This window comes from Nocardia sputi, from assembly GCF_023501985.1.
Window position 1 is genome coordinate 54,351 of sequence record NZ_JAMFLC010000009.1, and the last position, 14,806, is coordinate 69,156.

Here is a 14,806-nt window from a genome sequence, read left to right on the forward strand (position 1 = left end):
GCTGTCACGGGCCACGCTGCCACGGGCCGTGGATCCGACTGTGTGATGTTGTGGTCGGCGCGGTGACGGCGCCGCTCGGTGTGGGCCGATCGCGCCGGATGTGGGGGATCGTCGTTGATCCCCCTGGTTCGCCGTTGAACCATGAACCGCGCTGAGTGTTCGCTGAATTTGTCGGGAACGGGGCACCCCGTGTTACTGCGCAGCGATGGCCTCCTCGGAATAGTCGCCGTAACGCGGCGCACCGGCGTTGCGGTAGGTGCCGATGACGATGCCGCTGCCGGTCACCCGCGATTCCGTGAGCTCGAGCCCGGTCGGCTGCACATCGGTGCTGAACAGGCGCTTACCGGTGCCGAGAAGTACCGGGAAGGTGAGCAGGTGAAGGGTGTCGATCAGGCCGTGGGCCAACAGGGTGCGGGCCAGGTTGCCGCTGCCGTGCGTCTGGAGTTCGCGGCCGGGCCGCTGCTTCAGCGCGGTCACTTCGGCGACGAGTTCGCCACGCAGTAGCTCGGTGCCCGGCCATGCGGCGCGCTCCAGGGTTCGGCTGGCGACGTGCTTGGGCAGGGCGTTGAGCTTGGTGGCCACCGGGTTGTCCGGATCGGTGATCTTCGGCCAGTAACCGGCGAAGATCTCGTAGGTACGCCGTCCGAGCAAGAACGCGTCCGCGCGATCGAAAACCGCGTCGATGAACGCGCCGAAATCCGCGTCGCCGAACGGCACCGACCAGCCTCCATGGGTGAATCCGCCGCTGGTGTCCTCCTGCGGGCCGCCGGGTGCTTGGCACACGCCGTCCAGGGTGACGAACTGGGTGAGGGACAGCTCCATGACGTGGTGTTCCTTTCGTCCTTTTCGCCCGTCGGGCGTCGGCCGTTCACCGATTCCGACGGCGTGGACCGGGGAAATTCATCGCTATTTCCGCTGCTCGTGCCCCGGTGTGTCGAGCTTGCGCTGCCGGTGCCGTGCTGTTTACTCGGTCCGGTCAACCAGAGGTTCGAGTGACGAGTGGAAAGCGGAGGAGACATGGCACTGCCTACCATGACCGCAGAGCAGCGCACCGAGGCATTGGCCAAGGCGGCTGCGGTCCGCAAGGCACGCTCCGAACTGATCGGCAAGGTGAAGGAAGGCAAGGTCTCGGTCGCGGACCTGCTGAAGAAGGCCGACTCCGACGAGCTGGTCAAGAAGACCAAGGTGGCCGCGGTGATCAAGGCCCTGCCCGGTGTCGGCCCGGTGAAGGCCGCGAAGCTGATGGACCAGGCGGAGATCCCCGAGGACCGCCGCATCGGCGGTCTCGGCGCACGTCAGCGCGCGGCGCTGCTCGAAGCGCTGAAGGACTGACCCGGGGAACTCGGCGTTATCCGCGGACGCACCGGATCACGCCCGTGGTGATCGCCCACGGGCGTCCCGGACTCGCCGACCGGGCCTCGATCATCGAGACGTGCGTGGACGGCGGCGCGGGAAACGCAGCGTGATCGGCTGCGGTTCCGACAGGGGCAGCTCGCCACGCGGCGGAACGAAGACACAGACGACTCCGCCGACCACGAGCAGGAACGCCGCGACGAGGCTGGCCGTGAAACTGGCCGCGCCCAGCTCGGCGGGCTTGTGGGAGACGTGGTACAGGAAATGAGGGATACCGAAGGTCAGCCAGCCGATGCCCGCGATCCGGGCCGCCGTGGTGCCGTCGACGACCAGCGCGGCGATCGTCACCGCGGTCAGCGCGAGGAAGAAGGACCCGACGTCGGCCGCGAGATGGTGATTGTACGGGCCGTCGGCCGCCACCCAGCGTGCGCCGAATCCCGGGAAGCTGGTGTACCAGGAGTGCGGCGCCAGCGTGGCCCACAGACCGACGACGGCGCCTTGCACCGCCAAAACGGCCAGTACGATCCGGGTGAGCAGCAGGCGGCGGTACTGCTCGAACCGCATCCGCACCCGCAGGCCCCCGGAGTTTCCCTCCACCGAGATCCGCATCGGCCGCTCCGTTCTCACCGAATCCGTTTCGGCTCTGTGCAGCCACGGTAAGACGGGTGTCCGGCCGGAGCAATAGTGAGTCAGGCCAACAACGAGTCCGTGCCCGGATCGGTGCCGATCCGCTCGGGGGCGCTGTAGACGTTCATGGTGTCGCCGCGGAGGAAGCCGACCAGGCTGAGTCCGGCCTCGGCGGCGAGGTCGACCGCGAGGGAGCTGGGCGCGGAGACCGCGCCGAGCATCGGGATGCCGGCCATGACGGCTTTCTGCACCAGTTCGAACGAGGCGCGCCCACTGACGATGAGCACCAGATCGTGAGCGGGGACCCGGGTTTCGCGCAGCGCCCAGCCGATCACCTTGTCCACCGCGTTGTGCCTGCCGATGTCCTCGCGCACCGCCAGCGCTGAGCCTTCGGCGGTGAACAACCCCGCGGCATGCAAGCCGCCGGTGGCGTCGAACACCGATTGGCGGTCGCGCAGCATGCCGGGCATGGCGGCCAGCACACGGGAATCCACCACGAGGCCGCCGGCGGGCAGGGGGAATCGCGTGCGGGTGCGTACCTCCTCGAGGGCACTCTTGCCGCACAGGCCGCAGGCGCCGGTGGTGAGGAAATTCCGCTTCGTCACCGGGACGGGTGCGCGCAGGGTGACGTCGAGGACGTTGTAGGTGTTGCGACCCTGGTCGTCGGTGCCCGCGCAGTAGCGGGCCGCCACGATGTCCTCGGCGGAGCCGAGCATGCCTTCGCTCAACAGGAATCCGTGCACGAGGTCGACGTCGTGGCCGGGGGTGCGCATGGTGACCGTCAGAGATTGCCCGCCGATGCGGATTTCCAGCGGTTCCTCGACGGCGAGGGTGTCCGGACGACGGATCTCCCCGGTGGGCGAGATCCGCAGCATCCGGCGGCGGGCGGTGACGCGACTCATGCTGTCTCCTTGTCTGCATGAGCGGGGCCCTGCGTGGTTACGCTGCGCTGCCTCCTCCGGGCCTGACCGCTCATGCTGTGTCCTTGTCTGCATGAGCGGGGCCCTGCGTGGTTACGCTGCGCTGCCTCCTCCGGGCCTGACCGCTCATGCTGTGTCCTTGTCTGCATGAGCGGGGCCCTGCGTGGTTACGCTGCGCTGCCTCCTCCGGGCCTGACCGCTCATGCTGTGTCCTTGTCTGCATGAGCGGGGCCCTGACTCCCGCCCTGACTGCTCACGCCGGTGCTCGCTTCGAATCGGATGGTGACCGCTTTGGAGACGGGTGTGTTGGACCGTTTCGCGACGTGGTCCAGTGGTACCAGAGGATTCGTTTCGGGGTAGTAGGCGGCGGCGTTGCCGCGTGGGGTGGGATAGGAGACCAGGCGGAAGCCTTCGACGCGGCGTTCGGTGCCGTCGGTCCACTCGGAGACGATGTCGACCAGGTCGCCGTCGGTGAAGCCGAACGCGGTGATGTCGTCGGGGTGGACCAGGACGACTTTGCGGCCGTGGTGGATGCCGCGGTAGCGGTCGTCGAGGCCGTAGATGGTGGTGTTGTACTGATCGTGGCTGCGCAGCGTTTGCAGGATCAGCCTGCCCTCGGGGACCGGCAGCCAGGTCAGTTCGTTGACCGCGAAGTTGGCCTTGCCGGTGGCGGTACGGAATTCGCGGGCGTCGCGCGGCGGGTGGGGTAACTGGAAGCCGTTGCGCTGCCGAACTTTACGGTTGTAGTCGGTGCAGCCGGGTACGACGCGGGAGATGGCGTCGCGGATGGCGTCGTAGTCGCGGGCGAAACGCGCCCACCCCACCGCGTGATCGGCGCCGAAGAGTTCCGCGGCGAGTTCGCAGACGATGGCGACTTCGCTGCGCAGGTGTTCGCTGACGGGCTTCAGCCGACCGGTGGACAGGTGCACCATCGACATCGAGTCCTCCACCGAGACTTGATGTTTGGTGCCGTCCGGGGCGAGGTCGACGTCGGTGCGCCCGAGGGTGGGCAGGATGAGCGCGGTGCGGCCGTGCACGACGTGGCTGCGGTTGAGTTTGGTGGAGACCTGCACGGTGAGCGCGCAGCCGCGCAGCGCTGCCTCGGTCACGGCGGTGTCGGGGGTGGCGGAGACGAAGTTGCCGCCCATGCCGAAGAAGACTTTCGCGTGCCCGTCACGCATGGCGCGGATGGCCGCGACGGTGTCGAGGCCGTGCTCGCGCGGGCTGGTGATGCCGAACTCGCGATCGAGAGCGCCGAGGAAGGTCTCGGGCATCTTCTCCCAGATGCCCATGGTGCGGTCACCCTGGACGTTGGAGTGGCCCCGCACCGGGCACACACCCGCGCCCGGTTTCCCGATCATGCCGCGCAACAGCAGCAGGTTGGTGGCCTCCTCGATGGTGGCCACGGCATGGGCCTGCTGGGTCAGGCCCATCGCCCAGCACAGGATGATGTTGCGCGAGCGTGCGAACAGCTCGGCGGTGTGCTCGAGTTCGGCCGCGCTCAGGCCGGTCGCTTCTTCCACAGTGGCGAGATCGACGGCACGCGCGTGCTTTTCGTAGTCGGCATACCCCGCGCAGTGGGCGTCGACGAACGCGCGGTCGACCACCGTGCCGGGCGCGCGGTCCTCGGCTTCCAGTAGCAGGCGGCCCAGCGCCTGGAACAGGGCCAGGTCACCGCCGAGGCGGATCTGCAGGAAGTCGTCGGCGATCGGCACACCGGTGGTGATCCCTTTCACCGTCTGCGGATCGCGGAAGCCGAGCAGCCCGGTCTCCGGCAGCGGGTTCACCGCGACGATCCGGGCGCCCTTCGCTTTGGCCGCGGCGAGCGCGCTGAGCATCCGCGGATGGTTGGTGCCCGGGTTCTGTCCCGCGACGACGATCAAGTCGGCCTTTTCGAAGTCATCGATGGAGATCGAGCCCTTGCCTATCCCGATCGAGCTCGACAGCGCCGTGCCGGAGGACTCGTGGCACATGTTGGAGCAGTCCGGCAGATTGTTGGTGCCGTAACTGCGTACCAGCAGCTGATAGAGAAACGCGGTCTCGTTGCTGGTGCGGCCGGAGGTGTAGAACACCGCCTCGTCGGGCGAGTCCAAGCCGCGCAGTGTATCTGCGATCAACCGGTAGGCCTCCTCCCAGGTGATGGGGGAGTAACGGGTGTCGCCGGGCCGCAGCACCATCGGGTGAGTCAGCCTGCCCTGCTGCCCGAGCCAGTAGCCGGACTTCTCGCTCAGCTCGGCGATCGAGTGCGCGGCGAAGAACTCCGGCGTGACCGTGCGCAGCGTGGCTTCCTCGGCGACGGCCTTCGCGCCGTTCTCGCAGAACTCCGCGGGCCTGCGATGACCGGTCGGCTCCGGCCAGGCGCAGCCGGGGCAGTCGAAGCCGTGCACCTGATTGACCCGCGCCAGGGTGCGGGCGGTGCGCACGACACCCATCTCCTCGACCGAGCGTTTCAGCGCCACCGCCACGGCGGTGACACCCGCGGCCTGCTCCTTCGGCGGGGTCACACTCAGCTCGGACTCATCGATGTCGCGGCTCGGTCCGTTTCGGTGCATGCCGCCATTGTCCCCTTCCCGTCGTCCGGACCGGGCGCGGACCGGCAGGCTCACGCCGCTGTTCAGGAACGGCGGCGAGCGCCCGCGGTGTCGGCCGCGCCGCCGGTGCGCTGATCCTGGCCGCGGTAGGTGAGGACGCGCTCGCTGACGCGGACGCGCCAGCCCGGAAGGAGTTCGGTCGGGGACGTGTTGATCCGGGTCCACTGGTCGGCGCCGGGAGCCGCGATGAAGGTGCCGGACGTGGCGGCGGCGTCCCGGACGTACACCTTGCCGCCGTCGACCGACACGTAGGCGTGAACGCGGGAGACGTGGCGATCGCGCTGGATGACGAGCGGTGCGGCGGTGGCGGCGCGCACCGATTCGTCCACCTGGGGACCGCGACCGATGACGTAGGCGCGATTCAACGGGTAAGCCGCGCCGTCTTCGGTCACCAGTGCGCCGATGCTGTCTCCTGCGGGGGCCGCCGGGCGAGGAACACCTGTTCCGCTGGTCTCGGGCGTTTTCCGCAGGGCTACCGCTTCATGCGCGGGATGCACTTGGGACCAAGCGAGCGGACGATCCGCGACTGGCCGTGGCGGACGCGGTTTGGCAAGGGGACGCACCGATTCGGTCGGCTGCGGGGCGGGCGCGACGGCTTCGGACGCGCCGGTCGGTTCGGGCATCGCGGTGAAACCCGCCGCGGCCGTCGGCTCGGGCTCGGGCCGCGAAGCGGGCTCGGCGGTGCGCGGCTCGACCGTTTTCCCGGCGCGCCGCACCGCCGCGTGCAAGACGAAGCCGCCACCGGGCACCACGCCCGCGCGCAGGTCCGTGCGTGGCAGCGCGGTCGGCGGCGCACCGGTGCCCGCCCCGATCGTGATGCGGCGCACCGGTTCGCGCACGATTTCGTCCACCCAGGTGAACGCACGTCCGCCGTCGAGGCGGCGGGTGCCCTCCGCGCCTTGGATCTCCGCGGTCACCGGTCCGCGCAACAGGATCAGCATGCCGTCGTCGGTCGGCGCGACCACGCCGAACGGCGGCGGTTGGACCGTGCTGCCGAAGATCACCGCGGCCAAGCGCTGAGCGAGCGCGGCGCCGGGGTGGTCCCCTTCGGCGACGGCTTCGATGGTGCCGAGTACGCGGTCGGTGGAGGCGGTTTCGGCACCGAGGTAGGCGACGACCGCCCCGAAGCGGGCGACCAGTCCGTCGCCCGGTGCGACACCCACGGTGGACGGTTTTCTGCGCACCCGCGCCCTCCTTCCCGGCGCACTACCGGCATACCGAAGCCAGCATAGAGCGTCGGCGGGAACCGAACCGGGGTGTCGAGACATCGCGAGTGAAATGCGCCGAACGCTCCGTTGTGCCCCTCGGCCGCCGAATCTCGCGCTGCGGCGCGGGTTCTCGCGAGCGTGCCCGCCTGTCTTCGCAATGGCTGTGAGCTGCGCGTTGTGGCCTTTTCCGCAGCAGACGGTGGCCATGTGTGAAATTTATGTCTGTGCTGTGGATCACATGAAGTGTCGACGTGACCCGTGTGGCGGATGCGCGACCGCGACAGGCCGTTGCGCCCGTCCTCCCGCCGCATGCCGGGTCCGATGCCCCTCCTGAGCTCATCGCCGAGTGTGCGGACGAAGTCCGCGGGCGCGGACCTGCGCCGTTCGTCCGAACAGCGTTCGTACCTGGTTATGCTCGGCGCATGAGCGCAGCAGCCGTCAGCCGCCGGTCCCGCCCCGCCAAAGTTCCGCTGAGTCGTGAGGTGATCGTCGAGACCGGCCTGCGCGTGTTGGACCGGGATGGAGCGGCGGCGCTGACCATGCGCCGCGTGGCGCAGGAGTTGGATACCGGCGCCGCTTCGCTTTACGTGTACGTCGCCAATCGCGACGATCTGATGGCCGCCATGCTCGATCATGTCCTCGGCGCTGTCCCCGCGCCCGCCGGGGCGGATTGGCGCGAGCGTCTGACCGCGCTCGTCGATGGCATGGTCACGGCGATGAGCAGGCACGAAGGACTGGCGCTCGTCGCGCTGGGGGTGATCCCGAGCAGCCCGAACGCGCTGCGGCTGGTGGAACTGATGCTCGGATCGCTCACCGAGGCGGGGCTGGACGCCCGGACCGCGTCGTGGGCGGTGGACCTGCTCTTCCTGCACATCACCGCATCGGCGGCCGAACAGAGCGTGCACGATACCGGTGGCGGGACCGAGCAGGAGTACCTCGCCGCGATCGAGCGGCGCTTCGCCGAGTTGCCCGCCGACCGCTATCCGACCGTCGTGGCCATGCGGGACGCTCTGCTGGCAGGCGACGGCGACGCGCGCGCGGCCTGGGCTGTTCAGGTGCTGCTGAACGGCATTCTCGCCACGCGGGCGAAGTGATATTCACTGGCTCACGCCACCCACGCCGATTCACAATGGGCGGGTGATCCGCCCCGCGACGACACACGACCTACCCGCGCTCCAAGATATCGAACGCGCGGCGGGCAAGCCGTTCGCGGAGATCGGGATGACGGCGGTGGCCGACGACGAACCTCCTTCGGTGGCCACTCTGCGAGAGTTCCAGCAGTCCGGGCGCGCCTGGGTATGGATTGACGACGACGTGCCGATCGGCTACCTGATCGTGGGGATCGTCGACGGGAACGCCCATATCGAGCAGGTCTCCGTGCACCCCGACTACGCCGGACGCCGGATCGGCAAGCGCTTGCTCGACCGAGGCGCGCGCTGGGCCGCTGCCGCGGGGTTGCCCGCGATGACATTGACCACCTTCACCGAGGTCGCCTGGAACGGTCCGTACTACGAGCGGCTCGGCTTCCGGTACCTGTCGGCGGAGGAGCAGACGCCGGGACTGACCGCGCTGCGTGCGGCCGAACACGCGCACGGCCTCGACCGCTGGCCGCGCGCGTGCATGCGCGCCGAGCTGTCCGAATGGTCGATGGACTCCAGCCGCGAAAGGCGGTGCGCCGCTAGGTGAGGGCCAGTTCGGCGGCCGCAGACGCGGCGGCCCGGTCTTCGGCGACCAGGCCGATGCGCGTGCGCCGGTCCAGTAGATCATCGGCGTCGAGCGCGCACTCGTGGGACACCGCGAACACGAATTCCGCCCGCGACACGTCGATTCCGGGCGCCACCGGTTCGGCGAGCGCCGGATCGCGGCGCGCCGCGGCCAGCACCGTCGCCGCTTCGCTGCCGTAACGCTCGACCAGCACGGGCGGGGCGTCGATGCGGTCGCGCGCCGCGCCGGAGACCGCACCCACCAAGGGGAGCCGCCGGGTCCGGCACGGTCCCGCCCCGAGACCGCCCTGCGCGACCGCGGCGTCGATCACGTCCTCGGCCATCCGCCGGTAGGTGGTGAGCTTGCCTCCCACGATCGTGATGATCCCGTTCGGTGAACGCAGCACCGCGTGCTTGCGGGAGATGTCGGCCGTGCTGTCGTCGGCGGTCTGCAGCAGCGGGCGCAGTCCGGCGTAGGAGCCACGGACATCGTCGCGGGTCAACGGCTCACGCAGAGCCGGGTTGAGGGTGTCGAGCAGGAAGTCGATCTCGCCGTCGGTGGGCTTCGGCTCGTCGGGAACCGGGCCCGGCGCGTCTTCGTCGGTCAATCCCAGGTACACCCGGCCGTGTGCGGCGGGGAAGGCGAAGACGAAGCGACCGATGCTGCCGGGCACCGGCACGGTCAGTGCGGCGGTGAGGCCGCCGAAGGACGCCGCGGAGAACACCAGGTGGGTGCCGCGGCTCGGGCGCAGCTGGATACTCGGATCCAGCTGGTCGGCCCAGACGCCGGTGGCGTTCACCACGGTGCGCGGCCGCACCGTGAGTGTCTCGCCGGTGCGCGTGTCGCGCAGGATCGCCGAATTCCCGCTCGCCTCGAGTGCTTCGACGCGGGTCAGCACCCGAGCACCGTGGGCCGCCGCGGTGCGCGCCAGCGCGACGACCAGGCGCGCGTCGTCGACCAGCTGTCCGTCCCATGCCTGCAGGCCGCCGCGCAGGTCCGCGCGCCGCACGGTCGGTGCGAGGCGCACGGCTTCCGCGGCGGCGACGTGCCGGGACCGGGGCAGGATCGCCGCCGGTGTGCCCGCGCCGCGCCGCAGCAGGTCACCGGCCAGGAAACCGGCGCGCACGAGCGCCGCTTGGGTTGTGCCTATTCCGGGCAGCAGCGGCACCAGCTGGGGCAGCGGGCGCACCAGATGCGGCGCGGTGGTGCGCATCAGGATGCCGCGTTCCACCGCGCTCTCATGCGCGATGCCGATCCGTCCGCCGGCCAGATAGCGCAGGCCGCCGTGCACCAGCTTGGAACTCCAGCGGCTGGTGCCGAAGGCCAGATCGTGGCGTTCCACCAGCACGGTGCGCAGTCCACGGGCGGCGGCGTCCAGCGCTGCGCCCGCGCCGGTGACGCCGCCGCCGATCACCAGGACATCGATCTCGGCGCCGTCGCCGAGCCGGGACAGATCCGCGGCGCGGCGCGCGGCGTTCAACGCGGAGTCGCCCGCGGGCATCGAGTTCTCGGTCATCGCTATGCCTTTCGAGTCGGGCGGGAGGCGTACGAGCCCGTGGTCATCGCGGGTTCCTTCGATCGGAGTCCGCGGCCGCTTCGCGGGTGTGGTCGTCGAGGTACCCGTCGATGGCGTGACGGAGTTCGGTGTCGAGGTGCTCGCCCGCCAGCAGCGGCGCGACGGTGCCCGCCGACTGCACCGCGGACTGCGCGATCAGCAGCAGCATCGTGGCCATCCGCTCCGGGTCGCCGCCGCGTATGGAGCCGTCCTGCTGGCCTTCCCGTATACCGGCCGCGAACAGCTCGATCAGAGCGCGCTGGTTGCGCCCGAGCCTGCCGAAGACGTAGGTGAGCATCAGATCGGTGTCGGTGCGAAAAATCTTGCCGAACAGAGGATTCGCCCGAACGGTCGCCGCGCCCGTGACCATGCCCTCGACCAGCCTGGTGCGCGCGCTGCCCGCGGACGGCATGGCCGCCGCCACGATGCCGCGCAGCTCGCGGACCAGCAGCTCGGCCACCAGCGCGCCGGTATCCGGCCAGCGCCGGTAGACGGTCGGCCTGCTGACGCCCGCACGCCGTGCCACCTCGGTGAGCGTGGTGCGGCGCACGCCGAATTCCTGAACGCAGGCACGGGCCGCGTCGAGGATCGCCAGGTCGGTCGCCGAGAGCGGGTTCTCGGCGGAGGTGTCGGGAGCGGTCAACGGTTCACCACCGGTGGGTCGAGCGGTCGACGGGTCGCCGACCTGGAAGAACGAGCCGAATTTTCGTTACTGCTTGACAGTCTATGTCAAACTGTAACGTATGGTGAGAACGCAGCAGCACACCGGCGGTGATCCGGCTCTCGCGGCAAAGGCCGGCTCGGGCGGGTCGCCGAGTATGGTCTGGGATGCTTGGGGTGTCCCGGCTGGACACCAGCCCCTTTCGGAGCGGATCCGTGGTCTGCTGTCGCAGGTGTTCGGGGTGTCGGGCAACCCGGTGGCGCGCCGCGATGAGGGCGACGTGCCACTGCGCGAATCGGCGTTGACGCCCGCGCTGCGAGCCGGGTTGATCGAGGTGGTCGGCTCCGCGAACGTGTCGGCCGACCACCGCGATCGGCTGCGGCACGCCGGGGGAAAGAGCACACCCGATCTGCTGCGCAGGCGGGCCGAGGGCCCGCAGGACGCGCCGGATGCCGTCGTCTTCCCCGCCGATCACGAGCAGGTCCTCGCCGTGCTCGCCTACTGCGCGGCGCACGCCGTCGCGGTGGTGCCCTTCGGCGGCGGCACCAGCGTGGTCGGCGGGGTCGACCCCGTGCGCGGTCGCTTCGGCGCCGTGATCGCGCTGGACCTGCGCAGGCTCGACGGCGTCACCGAGATCGATCCGATCAGTGGCACCGCCACGCTGGGCGCGGGCCTGACCGGTCCGCGGGCGGAGGAACTGCTCGGTGCGCACGGGCTCTCGCTCGGTCACTTCCCGCAGAGTTTCGAGTTCGCCACGATCGGCGGCTTCGCGGCGACGCGCTCGTCCGGCCAGGCGTCGGCGGGTTACGGCCGCTTCGACGACATGGTGCAGCGGCTGAAGATCGCCACGCCCACCGGCACGCTCGAACTCGGTCGCGCACCCGCCTCCGCCGCCGGGCCGGATCTACGCGAGTTGTTCGTCGGCTCGGAGGGGACGCTCGGTGTGATCACCGAGGTCACCCTGCGAGTGCACCCGGTTCCGGAAACCGTCGCTTACCAGGCGTGGTCGTTTCCCGACTTCCGGACCGGCGCCGCCGCATTGCGTTCGGTAGTGCAGGCGGGCGCGGCGCCGACCGTGCTCCGGCTCTCCGACGAGGCGGAGACCGGGATCAACCTCGCCCGCTCCGGCGATATCGGCGGCAACCCGGTAACCGGGTGCCTGGCCGTCACCACCTTCGAGGGCAGCGCGGCGCACGTCGCCGCCCGCAGTGCCGAAGCGAGTGCGCTGCTGGCCGCGGCGGGCGGCACGGCCCTGGGCGAGACACCGGCGCGGGAATGGGAGCACGGCCGTTTCGTCGCGCCGTACCTGCGTGACGCGCTCCTGGATGTCGGCGTGCTCTGCGAAACGCTGGAAACGGCCACCACCTGGTCGAACCTGAGTGCGCTGAAGGCCGAGGTGACCGCGGCGCTGACCGATTCGCTCGGCGGGCAGGGGACGCCGCCCCTGGTCATGTGCCACATCTCGCATACCTACCCGACCGGCGCGTCGCTGTATTTCACGGTCGTCGCCAAGCAGTTGGACGACCCGCTGGCCCAGTGGCAGGCCGCCAAGCGCGCGGCGGGCGACGCGATCGTCGCGGCGGGCAGCACCATCACCCATCACCACGCGGTGGGAACCGATCACCGTCCCTGGGTGCCGGACGAGGTGGGTGACCTCGGCGTGCGCGTCCTGCGCGCGGTGAAGGCAGAACTCGACCCGGCCGGCATCCTGAACCCCGGAAAGCTGCTGCCATGACCGAGTATTCGCCGGTGCGCAGAATCACCGTGGTGACCAACCCGCGGTCCGGGCACGGTAGAGGCGGCGACGCGGCGAGCGCCGCGATCGCCCGTTTCCGCGCGGGCGGGGCCGAGGTCACCGAGGTGTGCGCCCCTTCCGTCGCCGAAACGGTCCGGCAGGTGCGGGATTCCATCGCGGGCGTGGGCGGCGCGCCGCCGGACGCTGTGGTCTGCGTCGGCGGCGACGGCCTGATCAATGTGACCCTTCCGGCCGTCGCGGAGACCGGGGTCGCGCTCGGCATGATTCCCGCGGGCACCGGCAACGACCTGGCCAGGGAACTCGGGGTGCCGACCGACGATCCGCTCGCCGCCGCCGCTCTGGTGTTGCGCGGCCGGACCAGGACGATCGATCTCGGCCGGATCGATGCGCCGGGGCAGCCGATGTGGTTCGCCACGGTGATCGGCACCGGATTCGATGCGCGAGTCACCCTGCGCGCCAACGAGATGCGCTGGCCGAAAGGGAGACTTCGCTACACCGTCGCCGCGCTGGCCGAGATCTCCGGGCGCTTCACCGTGCCCTATCGGGTCGAGTTGGAGGGTGCGGTGATCGACGGGTTGACCAACCCGGGGAAGGGCGCCCTGTTGGAGACCGAGGCGGTCATGGTCGCGGTCGGTAACACCCGCACCTATGGCGGCGGCATGCTGATCTGCCCGGACGCGATCATGGACGACGGACTGCTCGACCTGACCGTGGTCGGCGCGTTGTCGCGCGTGGAGATGTTGCGCCTGCTGCCCGCGCTGTCGGCGGGTAAACGCCGCGACCACCCGGAGGTCAAGCAGTTCCGCGCCGCGGCCGTCACGCTCACCGCCGCGGGCGCGCCCGCCACCGCCGACGGTGAACCGGCGGGCACCTTGCCGATCACCATTCGGGCGGTCCCCGGCGCGTTGACCGTCCTGGTGCCCTGACCACCCCGGCGGCAGCGCGAATCAGTCGAAACTCACGCACCGCAACCGGTCCACGGCCGCCCGGTCGACGATGACGACCGACCTCGACGCGCCGGTCGGCGACCGCTGCTCGGTCGCCACCGCTCGCATCAGTTGCCGCCAGCGCCGCACGTGCAGCCGGAAGCTCATGTGGTTGATCCGCCTGCCACGGCTGTGCTGGCCCGCGCGCGCGACCGCCGCGGGCACGTCGAGCATGAGCAGGTGCAGTTCACGATCCGCCGCCCAGCGCGCGATGAGGGCGCGGGCCCAGTGGAACGTGGCGCAATCGTGGATGACGACCGGACCGGTGGCAGAACGCAAGGCGGTGCGGATCGCCAGGAAATGCGCCGCGTGCACCAGCGGCCGCCACAGCAGGTAGGGCAGCCACCACAACCTGGGCCGCCAGCGATTGCGGGCCTGCATCGAGTCGAGCACCAGCACTCCGGTGGAGCTGCGCGACGGCGCGGTGGCGGCCGAATCGGCGCCGAAGAACTTCCGCAGCGCGGTGCTCTTGCCCGCACCGGGGACGCCCGCGACGATCAGCGCCGCCGCGGCCGGGTACCGGATCTCCTCGATCGCGCCACCGCGTAGGTCGTGCAGCGTATCCGGGAGCAGGATCGGAAGCCGGGGTTCCGGGGCGTAGGCCGGCACGGCGTCCAGCGGAGGGTTCACCTCTCCCAGCGTCCGCAAACGCCACGTGTTCGGCAACCGGGAAAACCCTGGTTTTTCGGGAAGATTCACCGCAGGAGGGACGCTCGGAGTGTTCACGCTCTCCAGAGTCCCGAGTTTTCGCGTTTTGGCAATATGGGACATTTCGAACATTTCGGATTATTCGCGTTTCCGGCCCGCCGACCTGGCGCGAAGATGCATACGTTCGCCCTGGGACCCGAAAAGGCTGAGGATTTCCACCGGGCCTCGGCCCGCGCTGCCGAACCAATGCGGCTGGCGGGTGTCGAATTCGGCCGCCTCGCCGGGGCCGAGCACCAGATCGTGCTCGCCGAGCACCAGTCGGAGCCGGCCGGACAGCACGTAGAGCCACTCGAAACCCTCGTGCACCTTGGGGTCGGGCTCGCCGCGATCAGGCGGAATGACGATCTTGAACGCCTGCAACGGGCCCGGTTGCCGGGTGAGTGGAACAATGGTGAGCCCGTTCATCTTCCGCGCCGTCGAGTGGACCCGGGGATCGGCGATCCGGGGCGCGGCCACCAGTTCGTCCAGCGGCACCTGGTGGGCCATCGCGATCGGCAGCAGTAGCTCCAGGCTGGCTTTTCGCTGTCCGGACTCCAGGCGTGAGAGCGTGCTCTTGGAGATCCCGGTGCTTTCCGCCAGCGCGGTAAGTGTGACGTTGCGGCGGGTGCGCAGCGCTTTGAGCCGCGGGCCGATGTCGGCCAGGGCCGCGGTGACAGCCGGTGGTGTGGACATGTCACCAGTGCACCGCATTTTCCCGGATTCGGCAACATTAGTTGCTGCATGGGCGAGGTCGACGG

14 protein-coding genes are annotated in these 14,806 nt (G+C 70.0%); 5 read left to right on the plus strand and 9 right to left on the minus strand.

The annotated features are described in order from the left end of the window. Nucleotides 1-192 precede the first annotated feature (192 nt). Nucleotides 193-822 carry a dihydrofolate reductase family protein gene (locus M8859_RS14380; RefSeq protein WP_159928038.1) on the minus strand — a complete coding sequence of 210 codons (630 nt, stop codon included), beginning with the start codon at nt 820-822 and terminating at the stop codon, nt 193-195. Nucleotides 823-1,017: 195 nt separating this feature from the next. Here M8859_RS14380 and mihF point away from each other — a divergent pair, with 195 nt between their 5' ends. Then, entirely contained in the window at nt 1,018-1,332 is a 315-nt protein-coding gene (mihF, locus tag M8859_RS14385) for an integration host factor, actinobacterial type (RefSeq protein WP_040865486.1), read from the plus strand. A 90-nt stretch (nt 1,333-1,422) separates the two neighbouring features. On the opposite strand, the gene M8859_RS14390 is transcribed toward mihF, so the two are convergent. The 4 genes from M8859_RS14390 to M8859_RS37250 all read right to left on the minus strand — a co-directional run bounded on the left by M8859_RS14390 (nt 1,423) and on the right by M8859_RS37250 (nt 6,675). Continuing rightward, nucleotides 1,423-1,962 carry a hypothetical protein gene (locus tag M8859_RS14390; protein ID WP_159928040.1) on the minus strand — a complete coding sequence of 180 codons (540 nt, stop codon included), beginning with the start codon at nt 1,960-1,962 and terminating at the stop codon, nt 1,423-1,425. Between the two features lie 80 nt (nt 1,963-2,042). After that, nucleotides 2,043-2,882: a formate dehydrogenase accessory sulfurtransferase FdhD gene (gene fdhD / locus M8859_RS14395; RefSeq protein ID WP_249644341.1), complete on the minus strand. Its 840-nt coding sequence runs from the start codon at nt 2,880-2,882 to the stop codon at nt 2,043-2,045. A 218-nt stretch (nt 2,883-3,100) separates the two neighbouring features. Further along, nucleotides 3,101-5,452 (minus strand): FdhF/YdeP family oxidoreductase, encoded by a 2,352-nt coding sequence (locus M8859_RS14400; RefSeq protein ID WP_195141253.1) that lies wholly within the window; start codon nt 5,450-5,452, stop codon nt 3,101-3,103. A 62-nt stretch (nt 5,453-5,514) separates the two neighbouring features. Further along, complete coding sequence (locus tag M8859_RS37250) at nt 5,515-6,675, minus strand: FHA domain-containing protein (RefSeq protein WP_159928046.1); 1,161 nt, start codon at nt 6,673-6,675, stop codon at nt 5,515-5,517. 446 nt (nt 6,676-7,121) lie between these two features. Between M8859_RS37250 and M8859_RS14410 the strand changes: the two genes are divergently transcribed. Together M8859_RS14410 and M8859_RS14415 are read left to right on the plus strand one after the other, a co-directional pair. After that, nucleotides 7,122-7,793 carry a TetR/AcrR family transcriptional regulator gene (locus M8859_RS14410; protein ID WP_159928048.1) on the plus strand — a complete coding sequence of 224 codons (672 nt, stop codon included), beginning with the start codon at nt 7,122-7,124 and terminating at the stop codon, nt 7,791-7,793. A 43-nt stretch (nt 7,794-7,836) separates the two neighbouring features. Then, the gene (locus M8859_RS14415) at nt 7,837-8,385 is read left to right on the plus strand and encodes a GNAT family N-acetyltransferase (protein WP_249644342.1); all 549 of its coding nucleotides are present in this window, start codon (nt 7,837-7,839) and stop codon (nt 8,383-8,385) included. Here M8859_RS14415 and M8859_RS14420 read toward each other — a convergent pair. Next, complete coding sequence (locus M8859_RS14420) at nt 8,378-9,919, minus strand: glycerol-3-phosphate dehydrogenase/oxidase (protein ID WP_195070020.1); 1,542 nt, start codon at nt 9,917-9,919, stop codon at nt 8,378-8,380. The genes M8859_RS14415 and M8859_RS14420 overlap by 8 nt on opposite strands. A 43-nt stretch (nt 9,920-9,962) precedes the next feature. Continuing rightward, complete coding sequence (locus M8859_RS14425) at nt 9,963-10,601, minus strand: TetR/AcrR family transcriptional regulator (RefSeq protein ID WP_195070021.1); 639 nt, start codon at nt 10,599-10,601, stop codon at nt 9,963-9,965. A gap of 175 nt (nt 10,602-10,776) precedes the next feature. On the opposite strand from M8859_RS14425, the gene M8859_RS14430 reads away from it, so the two are divergent. Beyond that, nucleotides 10,777-12,354 (plus strand): FAD-binding oxidoreductase, encoded by a 1,578-nt coding sequence (locus tag M8859_RS14430; protein WP_195070199.1) that lies wholly within the window; start codon nt 10,777-10,779, stop codon nt 12,352-12,354. Beyond that, on the plus strand, nt 12,351-13,301 hold the full coding sequence (locus tag M8859_RS14435) for a YegS/Rv2252/BmrU family lipid kinase (protein WP_283779685.1): 951 nt from the start codon (nt 12,351-12,353) through the stop codon (nt 13,299-13,301). Before M8859_RS14430 ends, M8859_RS14435 begins: the two co-directional genes overlap by 4 nt. Nucleotides 13,302-13,322: 21 nt before the next feature. Here M8859_RS14435 and M8859_RS14440 read toward each other — a convergent pair whose 3' ends face one another. Then, entirely contained in the window at nt 13,323-13,991 is a 669-nt protein-coding gene (locus M8859_RS14440; protein ID WP_236565621.1) for an AAA family ATPase, read from the minus strand. Between the two features lie 156 nt (nt 13,992-14,147). After that, nucleotides 14,148-14,741, minus strand: coding sequence for a helix-turn-helix domain-containing protein (locus M8859_RS14445; protein ID WP_195070022.1), 594 nt, complete (start codon nt 14,739-14,741; stop codon nt 14,148-14,150). Between the last annotated feature and the right edge of the window lie 65 nt (nt 14,742-14,806).